The 21,081-nt window shown below is 42.2% G+C and carries 5 protein-coding genes; 1 reads left to right on the forward strand and 4 read right to left on the reverse strand.

All coding sequences use genetic code 11. The annotated features are described in order from the left end of the window. Nucleotides 1-18 precede the first annotated feature (18 nt). Entirely contained in the window at nucleotides 19-1,245 is a 1,227-nt protein-coding gene (locus tag M1F17_RS02405; protein WP_180312339.1) for an RtcB family protein, read from the reverse strand. Between the two features lie 2 nt (nucleotides 1,246-1,247). After that, nucleotides 1,248-2,366, reverse strand: a complete 1,119-nt coding sequence (locus tag M1F17_RS02410; RefSeq protein WP_110592487.1) for a slipin family protein — start codon at nucleotides 2,364-2,366, stop codon at nucleotides 1,248-1,250. Between the two features lie 486 nt (nucleotides 2,367-2,852). On the opposite strand from M1F17_RS02410, the gene rtcR reads away from it, so the two are divergent. Then, nucleotides 2,853-4,442: an RNA repair transcriptional activator RtcR gene (rtcR, locus tag M1F17_RS02415; protein ID WP_094961418.1), complete on the forward strand. Its 1,590-nt coding sequence runs from the start codon at nucleotides 2,853-2,855 to the stop codon at nucleotides 4,440-4,442. A 65-nt stretch (nucleotides 4,443-4,507) separates the two neighbouring features. Here rtcR and M1F17_RS02420 read toward each other — a convergent pair whose 3' ends face one another. Both M1F17_RS02420 and M1F17_RS02425 read right to left on the reverse strand, forming a co-directional pair. Next, on the reverse strand, nucleotides 4,508-18,451 hold the full coding sequence (locus tag M1F17_RS02420) for an invasin domain 3-containing protein (protein ID WP_318837219.1): 13,944 nt from the start codon (nucleotides 18,449-18,451) through the stop codon (nucleotides 4,508-4,510). 380 nt (nucleotides 18,452-18,831) lie between these two features. Continuing rightward, nucleotides 18,832-21,015, reverse strand: a complete 2,184-nt coding sequence (locus M1F17_RS02425) for an inverse autotransporter beta domain-containing protein (protein ID WP_318837220.1) — start codon at nucleotides 21,013-21,015, stop codon at nucleotides 18,832-18,834. Nucleotides 21,016-21,081 lie beyond the last annotated feature (66 nt).

Below are 21,081 nucleotides of genomic sequence, written 5' to 3' on the forward strand. Positions count from 1 at the left end.
TCCTGTTACTTTTTATCTTTAACCCTTCACACACACCACTTGGCGTAGGGTATGAACAATTTCTACCAGTGATGATTGCGCAGCCATTACAGCATCGATGTCTTTGTACGCCATCGGTATTTCGTCAATCACATCACTATCTTTTCGGCACTCAACATGGGCGGTCGCCATTTTTTGGTCGCTGACTGAGAAACGTTTTTTGGCCTCTGTTCGGCTCATTACACGGCCTGCACCGTGGCTACAGGAGCAAAAACTTTCTTCGTCACCTAAACCGCGCACGATAAAACTTTTGGCTCCCATAGACCCTGGAATGATCCCCATTTGGCCTTTTCGAGCCGACACGGCACCTTTTCGGGTTACCAGTACTTCTTCACCAAAGTGCTGCTCTTTTTGCACATAGTTATGATGGCAATTTACGGCTTCTTGCTCTGTGATAAACGGTTTTGGAATTTCGCGTGATAGTGCTTCCAGAACGCGGTGCATCATCACTTCACGGTTATGGCGAGCAAAGTCCTGCGCCCAACCTACCGCTTCCATATAGTCATTAAAATGCACGCTTCCTTCTTCGAAATACGCGAGGTCTCTATCCGGCAAATTGGCGATATGCTGTTGCATATCTTTTTGCGCCAACGTGATAAATAAGTTACCAATCGCATTTCCCACACCGCGTGACCCGCTATGTAGCATTACCCAAACACGGTCTTGTTCATCTAAACACAGCTCAATAAAGTGGTTCCCTGTTCCCAATGTCCCTAAGTGGTTGTAATGATTCGTTCCACGCAGTTTTGGGTATTTATCACAGATACGTTTGAACTCTTCATCCAAGTGCGCCCAGTGGGTATCGACAATATCCTGTGTACGATGCCAAGCCCCTTTATCTCGTCCATGTCGATGTGTGGTTCGGCCATGTGGTACTGCCGCCTCAATAGCAAAACGGATGTTTTGCAAGCTATCTGGCAAATCTGATGCCGTTAAGGACGTTTTTACCGCAATCATCCCACAACCAATATCCACACCAACCGCCGCAGGAATAATGGCCCCTTTGGTTGGGATCACACTTCCAATGGTTGAACCTTTCCCGACATGTACATCAGGCATAACGGCAAGGTGTTTAAAAATGAATGGCATTTTGGCCGTATTTTGTAACTGGGTTACCGCTTTAGGATCCACAGGCACGCCGTTGGTCCACATTTTTACAGGTACGCCATTTTCTTGAATTAATTGATTAAAGTTATTGTTATTCATTGTTATTCCTTAATTTTTACCAATCCGTTTAATACTTGATCTAATCCACCGTAAACGGAAATTTGGTCGATTCGATGTGCGATACTTTCTAAGGTCTCAAGTTCTTTTAAACGCAATGCAACCGGGTTGTTTTCCATTACTTTTGCGGTATTTAACAGTGAACGAGTCGCGGCAGTTTCTTCGCGGCGGCGGATCACGTTAGCTTGTGCCGATTTTTCGGCTTCAACGACTTGGGATAAAATAGTGCGCATATCTCCCGGCAAAATGATGTCTTTTACACCGATACTGTCAATTTCTAGGCCAAATTCAACCACGCATTGCGCGACTTGAGCTAACATCAGCTCATCGACTAATTGTTTGTTTTCTAATAGTTCATCTAAGGTTCGAGTCCCCACGATTTCTCGTATTGAAAACTGCAATTCACGATATAAATGCTCTACAGGCTGACTCAATTTTGAGAACGCCAGTAAAATATCGTGATAGCGCCAGTTGGCGCACAGGTTGATGCGTAATGTGACTTTGTCTTTGGTTAAAATCTCTTGTCCGCTAATTTCTAATGATTGTAAACGGGTGTCTATTATCTCAACTTCCGGTTTGTGGTTGATTTTCCAATAACCGTAAGTTCCCGGTTGTAATAAATCTTGTATCTCACCATCAATTTTTAACATACCGACATGCCATGCAGGTACTTGGCTAATCAAGGCCAACTCATTGCCTTTAATGCGTTTTTTACCCATCAGACGTGCAACGAATGCAGAGTCAATAACGCTATTTTCTAGCGACTGCGGCTCCACTTTTAAATTATTGCCATTTTTCCAATACAACCGACGGGTCGCTGGTGGCAATATTTCTGTCAAACTATTGTGCAAGTAAATAAAACCAATCTCGTCATCAGTCAAAGCGATGTCAATACAGTGGTCATCAACCCAATCAGGGTGAAATTGGCGTAAGTGGTCTGCCAGTTTTTCATCAATAGGTTCGTTATCAAGTGTGAACAATGACACAGTCAATCGATTGAACCAATCGTTTAAATGGTGCTCACCCGCAGTCAGTAATTGTTTAAAATCCCCATTTTTTGAGGTTAGTGCGATTTGTCCTTGAGCGATATTTATTTTTTTCATTATTTTTCCTTTTTCAATATTTATCCGGCACTGAAGAAAAAAGCGAAGTGGTGAGGGGAAAAGTAGAGTGCCAAAATTGGCTGTCTAAATTTCTGCTCATCACTCGGCAAAGCTCTCGAGTGGCGGTTTTAAGCTTAACTTCTGCTTAGTTTTATACAGTTGGATTTGTATTTTTTTCAGGAGTCGAACCTGATAGCTAGGCTATTACCAAGGTATCTTCCTGACGGCGGCATACAGACCATGTAGTGACTAAGCCACCATGTCTGCACCGGTTGAACGCGAAGTTCAGACAATTTCCGGCAGTGGATGAATATAGTATTGCCAGAAGCGTGCCAACTTTTATTAAAGTAAGTTGGAAAATTTTATACTATTGAAAAATAACAAATAAATATATCTAATTAAATTTCACTAACATTACCAAGAGAAATGGATTAGGCTATTTATTATCTTTTTATATCGTACTTTATAAATTTCTATAAACTCATCATGAATAAGAAACGCAAAGTGGTCATTGGTGTATTGGGCACCGTACTAGACAGACGAGGCAAAAAGGCCAATCGCTGGACAAAATGGCGCCCAACGGTTGGTCTTTGCCAACAGCCTGATTTGGATATTGGTCGTTTTGAATTACTGCATCAGGTGAATGACTATGGCATGGCGCACCGGGTGAAAGAGGATATTGAGCAAGCCTCTCCCAGTACGGAAGTGGTACTGCATGAGGTGGATATTGCGGATCCGTGGGATTTCGAAGAGGTGTATACCTCATTATTGGATTTTTCTTCGCATTATCAATTTGATACTGATAATGAAGAGTATCTTGTACATATCACTACGGGTACCCATGTGGTGCAAATCTGTTGGTTTTTATTAACGGAAGCTCATTATTTACCAGCCAAATTAATTCAAACTTCACCGAGCCAAAAAGGGCGAGAAAAAGACCCTATCGGCATTCATACCGTGATTGACCTTGATTTAAGCCGTTATACCCATATCACCAGCCGTTTCCAAACAGAGCAGCAACAGCAGGTTTCATTTTTAAAATCAGGTATTGCCACCCGCAACGCAGCATTTAATACCATGATTGAGCAAATCGAACGTGTCGCACTGCGTTCTAAAGCCCCGATTTTACTCAATGGGCCAACGGGGGCGGGGAAGTCTTTCTTAGCTCGGCGAATTTATCAACTGCGTGAAAGCCGCCACCAAGTTAAAGGGCGCTTTGTGGAAGTAAACTGTGCCACTTTGCGTGGTGATAACGCCATGTCGACGCTGTTTGGTCATGTAAAAGGGGCATTCACAGGAGCAATCAACCCAAGGCGTGGGTTACTGAAAGAAGCGGATGGCGGTATTTTATTTCTTGATGAAATTGCGGAACTTGGGCTAGATGAACAAGCCATGCTATTGAAAGCTATCGAAGAAAAAAGCTTTTTTCCTTATGGTTCAGATGAAGAAATTCACAGTGATTTTCAATTAATTGCAGGGACTCACCGTAATTTGGCGCAGCAAGTGGAAGAAGGCAAATTTCGCGAGGACCTATTTGCCCGTATCAATATGTGGACGTTTGCGTTACCGGGCTTGCGTGACCGCCGTGAAGACATCGAACCGAATATTGATTATGAATTAGCCAAATTTTGCCAAGACCAACAAAGCCAAATTCGTTTTGATAGCGAAGCTCGCAATGTGTATGTGAAGTTTGCCTGTTCCTCTCAGGCCCTGTGGCGTGGCAATTTTCGTGAGTTGGGTGCATCCATTAGCCGGATGGCAACGTTTGCCGAACGCGGGCGTATTACTAAAGCGGTGGCCGAAGAAGAAATTGGCCGTTTGCAAGCCCAATGGCAAACAAAATCAACCAATATATTACCACAGCAAATTGGTGAAATTGATTTATTCGACCAACCACAGTTGGCAACAGTGCTGGAAGTTTGTCGCCGTTCATCTACCCTTTCCGAAGCGGGGCGTGAGCTGTTTGCCGTTTCGCGGCAGCAGAAAAAACAACCCAATGATGCAGACAGGCTGCGAAAGTATCTCGCCAAATTTGGGTTGGATTGGGATAGAGTGAAGGCAGATTTAATGTCATGAATCTTTGTAATAAAAAGCCCCCAAGAGGGGGCTGATAAATAACAAGAATTTAAACCTAATGACAATTAATACTCTTTAACACACACAACCCCAAAATCACCGGTAGTTCGTCTGCTTCCTAAATAATGATGTGATGATAGATGGTAGATGGTCATGTACTTGGTTATTGTCCAAATCCAGCCGTCTGCTGCTATTTGGTCTAGTTTCATGTTGTCGTTAATGGTTTTCTCTGGCCACTGGGTGAATAGCGAGATTTTACTATGTTTTATATCTTCTGGACTGGCTATCTTTTGAGAATTAGTACAATACCCCATTGCATCATTCAAGTTCAATTTCGGCCCTGCGCTAAACCACTTATCCATGTTAAAGGTATATACCATATTCTTGCTATTCATACGCTTAGGTTTTCCTGTGATAGTGACTTTTGCACTGCGGGGGCTTTCCGGCTGTGTCTTCATAGTCACAACACCTTTTTCATTAATAGTTAGCCAATTTTGGTTAACCTCCCACTTATATTCAGAAGCAAAACCTAGTGAAGGTTCAATGGCAAATTGCGCTCCAGTAAACCCAGTAGAAGGGAATCGATCATCAACTTGATAGGTTTCTTCAACACCTAATCGTGTAATTGACATTTTGCCGTAATTGACAATTTGAGTATATTTATCGCTCCCCTTATAATTAATTGAATCGCTGAATAATTTAATTTGAGCAATTTCTGCATCAGGAGCGTTCATGTGCTCAGCTGTATATGTTCCTGCCGATGTTTCTGTCATATCCTTCGGTACTCGTTTATGGGTTGTGCTTGATATGACTTCTAATTTTGGTTTTTTCCCTGTAATCAAATGACCATTATCATCTTTAAGTACTAACTTTATCTCAGTGTTTTTGATATCAGTTGTACTTGTTTCATCGTTACTTACAGTGAATGTGCTTTTCCCTGAGGCAAATACAGGTGCACCAGCTTCAATAGTAATCCTCTCAGAATTACTATTAGCCTTACCTACAATCGCTGAGATTATGTACTCTCCAGGTTTTGTAAAACGGAATGTTCCTTTATACTGGCGAGTGAAAGTGTCTTTTGTGATATCCCACTTCTCTTTAATTTCTGATGATTTTTGAGATTTATTATGTATTGCAATATCGCTTTCATTAACAAACACGTCATTACCATACTTATCCTTGGCTTTTAGCTCAAATTTAACATTTTCACCGATGTTGATATTAGTTTTAGCAAGTTTCAATTCAACGGATGCAACGTAATCAGGGTGACTGAATGGGGTAACCGATATCTGTGCGGTATCAGAAACAGTATTCACTTTTGCTGTCAAAACATGCTGTGCTGTTTGAATCAGTGATACAGTGGCAATGTATTCGCCTTTCTTCAGGACATTTTCTTGCCATGCGGTTATTGGCACTGAACTTGGTTTTTGAGAACCAGCTAAGTTGATATCTGTTGCTTTTAATTCAGTGACTCCATTGCCATATTGGTCAGTTAACGTGAATGTTAACTTGAACTCTTTCCCTGGATTGGTTGTGAGTTTCCCTGAACTATCTGCGGTTATTGACGGTTTCATGTTGATATTTGCCACATTTTTAACCCCTTTCGGGTTTTCAACTGTGATATTGGCAACTGAAGAATACCCATTAACCTTGACTTCTAGTGGATGTGTAGCGGCTTTGGTTAGCGCTAAGTTAGATGTGTATTTGCCCTCTTTGCCTTCAACCCAGGCTATTGGTATTAATGTATTTAAATGTTTTAGTGTAATATCGGAAATATCAACCGCTACAACGCCATTACCGAATTTATCTTTTAGGCTGAGTTGAAGGTTCGCGTCATCATTAATTGCCACTGTTATTGGGGCATTTAACTCAACTTTCGCGACATTTTGGGCGCCTTCTTGTGGTTTTACCTCAATTTCGACATTTTTTACCTGTTTATTTACCTCAACCGATAATGTGTGCTTTTTAACTTTCTCTAGCGTGACCTGAGCCGTATAGACATTATCGTTTGATGGTGTTTTTACCCACGATGCGTTAGTGGTAATTGTGCTGTCGGTATTTTTGAACATAATGTCTTTTGTCATGATACCGGTCACTTCATTACCGTAGCTATCGAGCATGGTTAGGTTTAATGTGGTATTTTCACCTGCTTTAATTGAGGTATTATTTGCGGTTAATTTGATCTCCTTAACATTGTTAACCCCTTTTAATGCTGTCACCGTGATAGCTGGCGTGGACTTGGAGATACTATTTACTGTCGCTGTTAATGTATGTTTACCGACTTTGGTTAATGGCAAGGTGGCTTTATACACGCCTACCGATGCCATATGCCAAGCAATATTGCGGCTATCGATAGTTTCTGCGGTATGGCTGTCTTTTAATGCAATATCAACGCCATTGACGCCAGTAACCAGATTGCCATATTGGTCTTTCAGTTCTAACGTTAATTCAACTTTCTTACCGGCATCAAATTTATTGAGGTTTGTGGTCATTTTTGCGGATTTCACCACATCTTTCCCACTTGGATAGGTTGCTTCCACGGTTTGGATACGGCTTGGTTGGTTATTTACAGTAGCTTTAAACCGGTACTCACCGATTGTGTCTAACCGCTGTTTGGTGGTATATACGCCATCTTGTGGATTCACCCATGTAACGTTGGTTAGTTTTCCATTATTTGTTAACTGAATATCTTTAGTATTGATATCAACAACACCATTATTAACGCTATCCGTTAAGGTTAATGTTAATTGCACTTCTTTACCCGCCTCAATAGTACCTTCATGGGTTTCAAGAGTAGTTTTATGGACATTATTTGCACCTTTGGCAGGGGTAACGGTTAACTCAAGCTTATCGCTTAGTAGTTTATCTACCACCACTTGAATAGATTGCTTACGTAGCTTGTTCATGGTGAGTTCTTGAGTATATAGCCCACCACTTAGCTCTTTCCATGCAGAGGTTGAATGTAAATCAGTTAATAATTTCAATGAACTCGCCGCACCGGTTAGTTTGTTATCAAACTTATCTTTTAGCCCGACAGTTAGAGTGACTTTATCACCTGAGTTTACCATGTGATTTTTCGCGCTGTGGGTAATAGAAATTGTCTCTAATGAGCCTCGTAAGCCATCTTTATCATAAGAAATGATTGGGATTGCGATAGGAGGGTTGACAACCCACTCGGCAGTTTCTGCTTGTCCGTTGATTTCTACTTTGATTTTGTAACGGCCTGCTTTGGCGGCAGGGAGCTGAGCGGTATATTTATGTAATCCATTCTTTTCCATAAATATTATGTTTTGTTTTTGCCCATTAATTGTCACAGAGATATCGCTATTGCTGACATTTTTAACTGGGTTTTTATATTGGTCAGTTAAGCCAATTGATAGTGATGAAAGCTGTCCTGTATCACTGTTGGCTATTGGTGAAATGGTAATTGTCTTCACGGCATTGTTACCTGATGGTGAATTGACAGTGACATTGGTTGTATCTGTAAATTGACCAATACTAGCTACCAGACGGTGTGTTCTAACGTCATGGAGCATGATGTTAGTGCTGTAGATACCTAAGCCATGGTTATCTTCATCCCAGACAGCGGATATTTTATTATTACTGTCAGTGAGTGTGATCGTATTATTATTGAGGTGAATAACAGGGTTGTTATCCCTATCAGTGACTTTTAGCGATAGCATGACGTTACTGCCTGCGGTAATGGTGCTTAAGTTTGTTGTTAGCTGAACCTTATTGATCTGGTTTTGGTTAGTCGATGGCAGGGCGTTAACCAATACATTTTTACTTTGTATTAGGTTAACCGTTGCTTTTAGGGAGTGAACTCCTGCAATTGCGACCGTTGTTGACGCAGTATAGGTTCCATTCCCTTTTGATAGCCAATTTAAACCTGTGAGGTTTTTCTTAATATGCGCATCATTTATGGTGATATCTTTCGCCATAACCCCTTCAACGCCATTATTCCATTGGTCTGCTAATATCAGTGTCAGCTCTGTTTTACTGCCTACAGTCAGTTGATTTGTGCTGGCTTTGAGCTCAACAATTTTTACTTGTGCAGGGCCGGTTAGTGCGCTGACATGAATCGCCAGTGGGGTGTTGGTTTGGTGATTAACTCGGCTAACAAAGATGTTTTTCCCTTGTTGATGTAATGGGAGCGTGGTGGTGTAAATACCTGCACCTTTTTCTAACCAAGCCAGCTTAGGAACAGGCGTATGATTATGTTCTAATTGAATATCGTTGGCTTGTACTTTTTCAACACCATTGCCATGACTATCCGTTAATGTTAATTGCAATTCGGCAAGATCACCGACTGTAAACACCTTGTTGATTGCTTTTAATACCATATTGTTGACGACAGATGTACTCTGCGGTGCTTTCACATCGATAACCTGTGATTGGCTAATGCCATTGGCTGTGACTTTTAAGGTGTCAGTGCCTAGCTTGCTTAATAATAAGTCAGCGGTATAAGTACCATCCGCATTGTCTTTCCATATGACAGAACCTGATTGTTGGTGAATGATAGTGAGACTGTTGCTGGAGACTTCTTTTAACCCATTACCAAAGGCATCTTTCAACATGATGGTGAGTGTGACTTTATTGCCAGCTTTGAGGTTAGCGGTTGGCGCAACGATAAACTGCACCTCATTGACGACTTTGTGTTGGCCTTTTTTCCCACCACCATCGCTAGCCGCAGCCGCAATTGGTGCAGGATTGCTAACATCAAATGGTTTCTTGTTTGATACAGTATTCGTTGTAGGGATAGACACCACAATATTGTGTTGACCGCTTTGTTGACCGGGTAATGTTCCAACGTAATTACCACTAGGGGCTTGGCCCACTGACATGGAAAATGGCTTTTGCTGATCGATGATAACGGACAAACTGGTGATATTGGATACTGGGTGTCCATTTTTGTCAGTCAAAGAGACGATGACTGTACTATCAGCTCCTGCAGCTACCGGTAAAATGTGGATAACGTCCACGTTTTTGACCTCATTGGCCCCTTTACTGTTTATCACCTCAATATCGACAGTTTGGCTGCTAATGTTGTTTACAGTCGCTGTTAACGTATCTTCCCCAATTGTTTTTAAAGCCAAATCCGCGGTATAGGTGCCATTTTTGTTATCAACCCAAGTCACCTGACCTGTTTGGTTATGCGTTAGTGTGATGTTTTTCACCTCAATACTGCTAAGCGCATTATCAAACGCATCTTTCAAAGTTAGTGTCAGTTTCGTGGTATCACCTGATTTAAAGCTTGATTGGGCTGTCGCCAGTTCAACGGTCTTAACCACACCTGCTTGGCCTTGAACACCGGAACCATCAACTTTTGTTGCTTGAATCGCTTTGGCGGCAGTCACCTGCCAAGTTTGTTGCGCTTTTTGCTTATTGGCAGCCACTTTAACCAGATAGTTTCCTGTTTTTTGCGCAGGTAAAGTGGCGATATAAGTGCCTTTATCTGTTTGAGAGCCAACAAATGTTAAGTTGAGTGGTTTATCATTAAGGGTGACTTTAATGTCATCTGCAATGTGTGTTACACCATGGCCATTGCCATCAACGGCTTGTACGCTCATGGCTCGCTCTGAACCGGCTGCCGATGGGGGGATAGCGGCCATGACCAGTTGATTAACTTGCTTGATATCGGTGGAATTTGTCACGGTGATATTTGCCGCTGAACTATTTATGCCATTAACGGTGGCGGTGAATGCATCATTTCCCAATACTTTTAATGGTAAGGTCGTTGTGTATTGACCATTGTTATGATCGACCCAAGTCACATGACCGGTTTGTTTGTGCATTAGAGTGATGTGGTTACTAGAGACACCTTTTAGTGGGTTATTAAAACGGTCTTTTAAGGTAACTGTGAGTGGTAAATTGTCGCCTGATACGGCGCTTGTCGCCGCCGTTGTCAGTTCAACTTGGCTAACGACACCGCGCAGGCCTTTTTGCCCACTCCCATTTGGGCTTGCAGTGACCGTATCGGGTTTTGCCACGACAAAGGTTTTCTTGGCTGAATTTTGCTTATTGACGCTAACAATCAGGTCATAGGAACCACTTTGTTGCCCCGGTAATTTCCCTGTGTAGCTACCGTCTGCTTGTTGAGTGACGGCAATATTTAGCGGTTGTTGTTTCCCGATATTCACAGCGACTTCAGTGATCCCCATGACTACGTGGCCGTTGATATCGGTCAAGGACACTGTAAGGACGCCTTCTGCACCTGCTTGCGGGCTGGCGATATTAACAATATCAACTTGATGGATACGGCTATTGCCAATCGCTTTTTCAACATTAATACCAACTGGTGCACTTTTTATCTGGTTAACTGTCGCTGCTAAATGATCTTTACCCAATGTCGTTAACAGTAAATCAGCGGTATAAGTGCCATTTTTGTTATCAACCCAAGTCACCTGACCAGTTTGGTTATGCGCTAGTGTGATGTTTTTAACCTCAATACCGCTAAGAGGGTTATCAAACGCATCTTTTAAGGTTAGCGTCAGTTTTGTGGTGTCACCTGATTTAAAGCTTGATTGGGTTGTTGCCAGTTCAAGGGTATTAACTACACCCGCTTGGCCTTGAGCACCGGAAGCATCAGCTTTTGTTGCTTGAATCGCTTTGGCAGCAGCAACCTGCCATGTTTGCTGCGCTGTCTGCTTATTAGCAGTCACTTTAACCTGATAGTTTCCTGTTTTTTGCGCAGGTAAAGTGGTGATATAAGTGCCTTTATCTGTTTGAGATCCAACAAATGTTAAGTTAAGTGGCTTGTCATTGAGAGTAACTTTAATGTCATCCGCAATGTGTGTCACTCCGTAACTGTTGATATCAATAGCTTGCACGGTCATGGTTTGTTCTGAACCGGTTGCCGATGGGGGGATAGCGGCCATGACCAGTTGATTAACTTGCTTGATATTGGTGGAATTTGTCACGGTGATGTTTGTCGCTGAACTATTTATGCCATTAACGGTGGCGATGAATGTATCATTTCCCAATATCTTTAATGGTATGGTCGCTGTGTATTGACCATTGTTATGATCGACCCAAGCCACATGACCGGTTTGTTTGTGCATTAGAGTGATGTGGTTACTAGAGACGCCTTTTAGTGGGTTATTAAAGCGGTCTTTTAAGGTAATCGTGAGTGGTAAATTGTGGCCTGATACGGCGCTTGTTATCGCCGTTGTCAATTCAACTTGGCTAACGACACCGCGCTGGCCTTTTTGCCCACTCCCATTTGGGCTTGCAGTAACCGTATCGGGTTTTGCCACGACGAAGGTTTTCTTGGCTGAATTTTGCTTATTGACGCTAACAATCAGGTCATAGGAACCACTTTGTTGCCCCGGTAATTTACCCATGTAGCGGCCATCTGCTTGTTGAGTGATGGCAATATTTAATGGTTGTTTACCAATGGTGACCTCAAGGTTTTGGATACCGTCAATCGTGTTACCTTGAGCATCAGTTAATACAGCCGTGAAGGTACTTTCGGCTCCTGCGGTTGGATTGGTGATATCACTGATATCAATTTTATGGATAGCGTTATTGCCTAACTGCGGTTTGACATCAATACCCATGGTTGGGCTTTGTATATTATCTGCTGTGATAAATAAGTGATCTTGCCCCAATTTTGTTAAGACTAAGTTGGCGGTATAGGTTCCATCTTTTTGTGCTATCCAAGTGACGTTACCTGCTTGCTTATGAGTCAGTGATTGTGCGAGATCTACGCCAGTTAATGGGTTGCCAAAGGCATCTTCCAATGTCACTGTGAGCGTTAACGTATCACCAGATTTTAAGTTTTTGTTTGGTAAAACGGTAAGTTTTGCACGACTAACCACACCGTGAGTACCTGATTTCCCCCCCGGATTACGGGTAATTGGAGAAGGTGCGCTGACAGTTAAAGTTGATCCTGTGGATTTTACGCCGCCCACAGTGACGATGACTTTATGGTCTCCTGATTTTTGGCCAGAAAGAGTACCGGTATAAGTCCCTTTGTTGACGGTTTCAGTGATCTTAAGCAATGCTTCAGCGCCATCGATAGAGACGACAGCGTTATTATCAACCCCTGTAATAGGTTGGTCATGGGCATCAGTGATTAATAGTGTGATGGAACTCGTTTCACCCGCAGCGGGGGTAGCGATGTCTTTGATTTTAACTTGCTTGATTTGCGAGGTTCCAGTCGCACTCCCTACGTTAATATTCAGTGGGGAAGAGGTGATTTGGTTCACTTTCACGGTTAAAGTGTCTTGCCCAATTTTGGTGAGTGGCAAAATAGCCGTGTAGTTACCGTTTCGAAGGTCTGTCCAGATAACGGGACTTACGTTAGGTTGTTGGTGCTTTAATTGAATACCCGCGCCACTGACGCCTTCAAGAGCGTTACCAAACCCATCTTTAAGGGTTACGGTTAATTGTAATAATTGGCCTGATTTCAGGTCATTAGCTGATGATGAGGCTAAAGCCACGGTATTAACGACACCACGTTGATTTTTTGTACCACTCCCATCTTTTTCTTTTACAGCGATGATCGCGGCAGTTTTAACTGTCCAAAGCTTTGATACGGTTTTATTGTTAGCTGTTGCTTTAACCGTATATTTACCCATATTTTTTGCGGGTAATGTTCCTGTGTAAATACCGGCTTGGGTGAGTGATTCTGTTAAAATAATGGATGTTGACTGGCCGTCGATATTTGCTGTTATCATACTGCTAATCATGGTGACGGGGTGCTGATATCTATCGGTGACTTTCACTGTGATAGTTTGGTTTTCACCTGCTTCACTCGGGGAGATTGGCTCCAGCTCGATATTTGCAACTTTATTGATATCAGCTGTATTACTTACTGTAATGGAAATTAATTGTGACTTATAACCGTTAATAGATGCTAATAAATCATTAGAACCTGTTTGGGTTAATAGCAACGGAGTGGTGTAAGTGCCATTCCCATTATCTAACCACTTCAGCGAACTCGTTGTATATCCATCTAGAATGATATTACTGGTGTCGATGGCCGTTAACGGATTATTAAATGCATCAACGATGGTTACGGTAATAGCCAATTTGTCACCTGATTGCAGACGAGTAGTATCCCCTGTTGTCATGGTAATGTTATTGATAACGCCTCGTTCACCTCGATTACCCGTTCCACTTGAGTTGTTCGAACGAATTGGGGCTGGTTTTTTCACCTCTAAAGTGTTTTTAGCGGAGCTTTGGCCGTTTACCGTGGCAGTAATTTTATGATCACCCGCTTGCAGCGCTGGCAGCGTGATTTCATAAATACCTGATTTCCCTTCTTTTACGGGCAGGGTGTGCTGGAAGCCGTCAATCTCAATAACCATTTCGTGTTCACCGACCACCGGGTTGCCGTGGTTATCGGTTAATTGAACGGTCAATGTACTGGTTGAACCTGCGGTGGGTTTTTCTGTTTGAATGATGCCAATTTTACTGACTTTGTTTTTCCCTTTGGCTGGGTTAACTTGAATCGATTTGACGGCGGTTTTATGGCCGTTAATTGATGTGGTTAAGTCTTTCGACCCCATTTCAGTTAATGTGAGAGTCGCGGTATAAGAACCATCGCCATTATCCGTCCAAACTGGCTTGCCGTTATATCCGTCAAGGGTAATGTTATTGGTATTCAGCTCGGTCAAGCCGTTACCAAAGGCATCGGTGATGGACACAGTGAGCTCAAGCTGGTCGCCAGATTGTAAGCTGTGGGTATCGCCTGTTGTCATGGCAATATTATCGACAACGCCTTTTTCTCCTTTGGTTCCTGTTCCGTCTGGTTTTTTCGACTTAATGGGTGTTGGAGTGTTAACGACTAAAGTTGTGTCAGTCGAGTTTTTACCATTCACATTTACGCTAATGCTGTGATTACCTGCTTGCAGTGCTGGCAATGTGACTTCATAACCACCTGATTTTCTTTCTTTTGCTGGAAGCTTATGAGGTTGTCCATCAATATTGACGGTAATTTCAATTTCACCGACCACTGGGTTACCATGTTTATCAGTGAATTCAATAGTGACAAGGCTATTTGCGCCGGCTGCTGGCTTTTCTGTTTTGGTGATTTTTACCTTATCAACGTGGGTTGTCCCTGAGGCGTTATTAACCTGAACTTCTGTGTGTGGGCTGCGAGTACCATTGATGGAGGTAGTTAAATCATTGCTACCAACGTCGGTTAAGGTCAAGGTAGTGGTATAAGAGCCATCGCCATTATCTACCCAGTTTAAGGTATTTCCTTTGTGTTTACCGATATCGATGTTATCGGTATTTAAGCCAGCTAAGCCGTTACCAAAGGCATCAGTTACCGCTACCGTGATTTCAAGAGGATTACCCGACTCAAAACGGTGAGTGTGATCAAGTGTGATTGCGACTTTGTCGATAACACCTTTTTCACCTTGTTGACCCGTTCCATTCGAATTGTTTGGTGAAATCGGTTTTGGTTGCTCAACCAGTAAGCTCTCTTTGATGGATGCTATGCCATTCACACTCGCATGAATATCATGTTTTCCGGCTTGCAGTGCAGGTAGTGTAACCTCATAAATACCCGGTTTTCCTTCTTTTGCGGGGAGAGTGTGTGGTTTGTTATCAATATTAACGATAAGCTCAGTTTCACCGACGACCGAGTTATCGTTTTTATCCATTAGTTGAACGGTCAGGATGCTACTTGAACCTGCGGCGGGTTTTTCTGTTTTGATGATCTTAACTTTGCTGACCTTATCTTTCCCTTTTGCATTGCTAACTTGGACTTGTTTTTGTGGGCTCTTAGAGCCATTAATGGAAACGGTGAGGTCATTATTGCCGACGTCGGTTAGTGGTATGATAGTGGTGTAAGAGCCATCACCGTTGTCAACCCATACCAAGGTATCGCCTTTGTGTTTACCAATATTGATATTATTGGTGTCTAGGCCTGATAAGCCGTTGTTAAAGGCATCAGTAATGGATACGATGACCTCAAGTTTATCGCCAGATTGTAGATGGCTAGCATCGCCTGTCGTGATAACGATATTATCGATAACACCTAATTCTCCTTTTGGCCCCGCACCACTTGGGCCTTTAGGTTTAACAGGTCGTGGTTTATCAACAATAAGCGGCTCTTTTGGTGATTCTTCCCCGTTAACGATAACAGAAACTATATGGTTGCCTGCAAGTTGGCCTGGAATAATGACGTCATATATACCTGGGGATGTTTCTGTTATCGGTAAAGTGTGTGGCTGACCATTTATATTGGCAATAGCTTCAGTTTCACCAACAACGTGATTGCCATGTTTGTCGGTTAACTCTATCGTCACAATACTATCTGTGCCTGCCGCTGGTTTTTCTGTTTTGGTGATTTTCACTTTATCAACGTGAATAGTTCCGCTGGCATTATTGACGAGAACGTCAATTTTCGGGCTAGTCGTGCTATTGATGGAAGCCGTTAAATCAGTGTTGCCGACTTTACTTAATGGCAAGGTAGTGGTGTAAGAACCATCGCCATTATCCGTCCATGCTAGCGTGTCACCTTTGTGCTTGCCGATATCAATATTATCGGTATTTAAGCCTGATAACCCATTACCAAAGGCATCGGTGATAGTCACTATAACATCAAGGGTATCCCCTGATTGTAAACCATGGGTTTTGCTTGGAGTGATGATAATGCTATCAATAACGCCTTTTTCCCCTTTTTGGCCTGTCCCGTTCGTATTGTTTGGTGAAATCGGTTTTGGCTGCTCAACAATCAATGTTTCCGGTGAGGATGTTTGCCCATCAACCGTGACGGTGATACTTGGCGAGCCCGTATGCTGCCCAGGTAATTTTCCGTTGTAGATCCCACTACCGGGACGGTTTTCAGTGATGGTAATTGGAGTTGGTTTTCCATCGATATTGACCGTCACCGTACCATCAGCTCCAGATACGGCATTGCCGTGCATATCAGTTAATGAAATGGTGATGTTGCTGCTTGTGCCCGCAGCGGCTTGTTCAAGGTCTATAATCGTGACATGGGCTAATTGGCCGAATACAAAATGGGTTTCTACCGTGACACTTTGCTCATTCAGTGCTGCTGTTATTTTGACCGGCCCTGCAACTTGGCTTTTTACCTCGACATCAGTATTGCCTTGTTCATCGGTTGGGCTCAACTGTTTGGCTGTTGCATTTTTTGCTTCAAGTTGCAGCACTGCTCCTTTAATGGGATGTGCATTATTATCAGTAACATGGAATTGAATTTTATTTTTAGATTTACCATCGGCAATCGCATTATCACTAAGAACATTGAAATGATTAATATGTGCTTGGTGTGTATCGGCAATAAAGAAAAAAGCGGTATCAATAGGAGCGCCGCCATTTGGCACTGCTTGAACTCGGTGTTCCCCCGTGACCAGTGACGTGAATTGAATGGACGCTTCGCCTTTTATATTGGTGGTAACTTGATATTTCTGTTTATCAGTTGATTTTGCCGCCTGCATTTTTTTGAATAAATTGCTAAACGCCATTCTTGAAGAAGTGGCTTTTGGCGTGATGAGCTTTAGTTCTGCTGGGAGAATAAACGCCACTGTTGAGTCTGGTGCGATGCTATTTAAGCTATCTCTGGCTGTAACCGTTAAGGTATTAATATCATGGCCATTGGCGACAGCATTTCCTTGCTTGATAACCTCACTTTGACTAATTGATAGTACGCCAGAGTTTGTGACTTCAACTAATGTTGTGGCTTGCGGTGAAATATTTCCTTTACTGTCAGAGGCCGTCACCGTGAATTGGTAAAGGTTGATTTTTTTCCTTTCTTGTTCAGTCATTGCCACTTTATAGGACGGTAGCTTGACTCTTGTCGCAGCACCATCGAGGGTGATTTCTCCTCCCGCCATTAAAAATTCAGGAGCTTGAATGGTCAGTTTGTCTAACGGATATTTGGTGTTGACGGCATTGATTAAAGATACCTGTTCTCCAGTGCTTCCTTGGATCATCGCTGGCAATGATAGCGTTATTAGCGCTTTCTTTTGGTATTCCAGTACGATGTTGTTATTACGGTTTACAAAATCATAGCGACTGCCCAGTAAACGGCGTGAATCCCCCACTTTGCTTGGATCGAGCTGCTCAGCAAGACTTTTGCCCAATGCCCAAGTTAGCTGGACTTTGGCATTAGTTTCCGTTAATCCACCACTGATTTTATGTTCTGCACTTAAGGTGAGTAGCGAGAAAGGTGTCCAATTCACGCCAACGGTAGTGGCAAGAGGGTCTTTTTGGCGTTTATCTTTACCGAATAAGGCAACATCATCACCGAAATACTGTTCAAATTTAAGATTTCCGCCAATATTTGGGTAAGAGGGTAACCAACCCTCAGCGTGTAAATCCCATCCATTGGCAGGGCGAGCATTGGAGTCATGATTTAATTCAGGCGCGCTACGCCATGCTGATGTGCGTAAATAGGTATTCGCGCTCAGCTTTAAGAAGTCTTGTGCGTACTCTGCCCCGAAACCTAGGCGAGAGTGGTAGCGAGATAAGTCATGATCAAAAAAGGCATTGACGCCCATCATACTCTCTGGGGTAAAGCGACGAACCCCAATACCATTATTGGTCTGTAAGCGGGCATCGGTACGGTGAATATTATGTTGGGTAAACAATAATAAATCAGTACTGTCATACCAAGGAACTAGCCAATCTAACTGGGTGTTTTTTATAGTTAATTTTTTATCTACGTCAACACTGAATTTGGCATTACCCGTTTTGGATAACCAACGATTTATTTCATCTGTTGCAGCGTTTGTGGCTTTACTGCGAGCGAAGTCTTGTGCCATATCTGCAAGATCAGCAGCTTTTTTCTTATCAGAGATAAAACGTGCTGCGCTTTGGCTATATTCGGCAATAAACTGTGCTGTTTTATCATCATTGGTTAATACGGGGTCACTCCCTAGAGTAGGAAGGTTATCCGGTGTGAGCATTTTTGCATAGCTTGGCATAACCGGCATGACGGCTGATGACCATATTGCAGTAAAGAGGACAAAGCCATTTGAGATTTGATGTCTCAATGTTGGTTTTGTGGTTGACGTAGCGGGGTTCATTCAATTCATTCCTAGTTTCAATATTAATTTGGCTATTGTTGAATGCTTATAGTGGTAAGAGCTTGTGAATTAGTTTGACTTAAAAAGAAGCGGAATTTACAAGGTGGAAAAACGCGGAATGGGCGGCTTCTATTGATAGCCCTACAAAACAATTCTCTCGCTAATATGAAAGCGTTTTTCTCGGTTGGGAATAGATATTACTTGAATAAAAACAATTTATTAGCTTAAAAAATTCGGTGTTTGATTGGTATAATAGTCAACCTAGTCACAATGCAATTAAGCCATAAACTAGGCTAGCGGAATGAAAAATGCCCCTGTTAAGGGGCTAATTTTGACGCTGAAAGAACCGCTAAATTAAGTTTGTTTTATTATGGGCAATATTAGCTTATTTTTTGAAATAGTTGCCTTAGCAAACTTAACGGCGTGCGTGTAGGCCTATTTTGCTTATTTACTGGAGATCTGAAAAGAGTCCCAGTACTTGGGTGAATATTTATCGTAGATCCATTCCTTAGAAAGTTAACTTGTATTGTTCGACTATCGCCATTCAGGGTGGCAATGATATTTATAGAACCTTCGACTAAGCTGCTGATTTCTAATTCTGTATTTCCATATTCATCAGTCAATTTAGTTGGTGTGATAACGGCATTTGGTGCTTCAAAGTGAACACGTGCCCCTGCGATGCTTTGTCGGCTATTATTCACAATATGCAGTTTAATTTTGTTTTTACTGATCCCATCTGCCACTGCATTGTTTTGAATGATATCAATGCTACCAATAAATGACTGGCTAATATCGGATTTAAAGTTATACATTTCAGTCATTTCTGTACCATGCTCAATATTTGCTTTTATTGCATAACTTCCTGATACCAAACTAGTAAATTGAATGGAAGCTTCACCTTTACTGTTAGCGATGATGCTATGGGATTGGTCAGAAACTGATTTTTCTGCCTGAGCCTTCCACATAAAATGATTAAGTAATGAATAATATCCCGTATTTTTTTGATTAATAGAATTAAGATTTGCAGGCAATGTGAAATTGACTTTCGCATTGGGTACTGGGTGGCCAAGAGTATCTTTAATTACTACAGTGAATATATTTGTATTTTTACCATCAGCGACAGCATTATTTCTTTTTGCGGTATTCTTATGGGTGATAGTGAGAGCGCCTGTGTTGGTAACTTCAATTAACGTTTCTGCTTGTGGTGAGACATTTCCATTAGTGTCATAAGCCGTCACGGTTAAGCGATAAAGATTGAGTTGTGAGTTTTTAAATGGATGATTGGCAATTTTATAAGACGGTAGTTTTACTGAACTTTCTCTGCCATTAAGGTGTATTTCCCCCCCAGCGGCTATCAATTCAGGGGCTTCTATCACTATTTTTTCTAGCGGGTATTTCGTGGTTAAATTGCGGATAATAGAAAGTTCTTCTCCTGTCATACCCTGAATAACTTTCGGTAATGATAATGAAATTAAGCTTTTCTTTTGGTATTCCAACACAATGTTGTTATTACGGTTAATAAAATCATAACGATTGCTGGAAATATGGCGAGTGGCCGCTACCGCCGAAGTATCAAGATGTTGCGCTAAGCTCCTTCCTAGCAACCAATTAAACGCCACTTTTGCATTTGTCTCATTTGTTCCACTATTGCCTATTTTATGTTCTGCATTTATTGCGAGCAGGGGAAATGGAGACCAATTGACGCCGACGGTAGCCGCCATTGGGTCTTTCTGGCGCTCATTTTTGCCAAATAAAGCGACGTCATCTCCGTAATATTGTTCCAGTTTTAGGTTTGCACCTAAATTCGCATACGTGGATAGCCAACCTTCAAGTTGAATATCCCAGCCGTTGGCGGGGCGTGCGTTATAATCATCGGCTAATTCGGATGCACTGCGCCAAGTCGATAGTCCCAAATAGCTATTCGCACTCATTCGAACGTAATCTTGAGCATATTCCACACCAAACCCTAAGCGCGAATAGTAATGGGATAAATCATGATCAAAGAAAGCATTTACCCCTATCATGCTATTTTGTTGGAAATGACGTAAACCAATACCGTTATTGGTCTGTAGCCGGCCATCAGTACGGTGAATACTGTGCTGAGAAAATAACAACAAATCTTGCTGTTCATACCAAGGTACTAACCAATCTAATTGAGAGGTCTTAATTGACAATTTTTTATCGAGATTAATATTTAGCCTGGCATTACCGGCTTTGGATAACCAATGTGTTATTTCATCCGTCGCCATATTTGCGGCTTTATGGCGAGCGTAATCTTGTGCCATATCTGCCAGATTTTTGGTGTTTTTTTCTTCAGAAGCAAAGTTTGCGGCATTTTGTCCATATTCCGCTAAAAAACGTTCAGTACTATCTTCAGGTTGGAGGACTTCGGGTTGGGTTCCTTCAAATTGAATGGCCTGACTACCGAGTGTAGGTAAATCGTCTAAATGGACGATTTGGGCATAACTTGGCACCATTGGCAAAATAGCCGTAGACCAAATTGCCGTAGAGAGGAGCAAACTGTTCGGTAGTTTAGGTTTCAATTTTGACGAAGGGGGATTCATCGAACATATTCCTGATATAAATATTAATATCGCTATTTTCAGGGCAGACAATGATCAGTGCTTGTG

Source organism: Providencia sp. PROV073 (assembly GCF_033688125.1).
In the GTDB taxonomy this organism is placed as follows: domain Bacteria; phylum Pseudomonadota; class Gammaproteobacteria; order Enterobacterales; family Enterobacteriaceae; genus Providencia; species Providencia hangzhouensis.

Coding starts and splice junctions, on each gene's coding strand:
- M1F17_RS02405 (WP_180312339.1), bottom strand. CDS start 1,245: ATGAATAACAATAACTTTAATCAATTAATTCAAGAAAATGGCGTACCT.
- M1F17_RS02410 (WP_110592487.1), bottom strand. CDS start 2,366: ATGAAAAAAATAAATATCGCTCAAGGACAAATCGCACTAACCTCAAAA.
- rtcR (WP_094961418.1), top strand. CDS start 2,853: ATGAATAAGAAACGCAAAGTGGTCATTGGTGTATTGGGCACCGTACTA.
- M1F17_RS02420 (WP_318837219.1), bottom strand. CDS start 18,451: ATGAACCCCGCTACGTCAACCACAAAACCAACATTGAGACATCAAATC.
- M1F17_RS02425 (WP_318837220.1), bottom strand. CDS start 21,015: ATGAATCCCCCTTCGTCAAAATTGAAACCTAAACTACCGAACAGTTTG.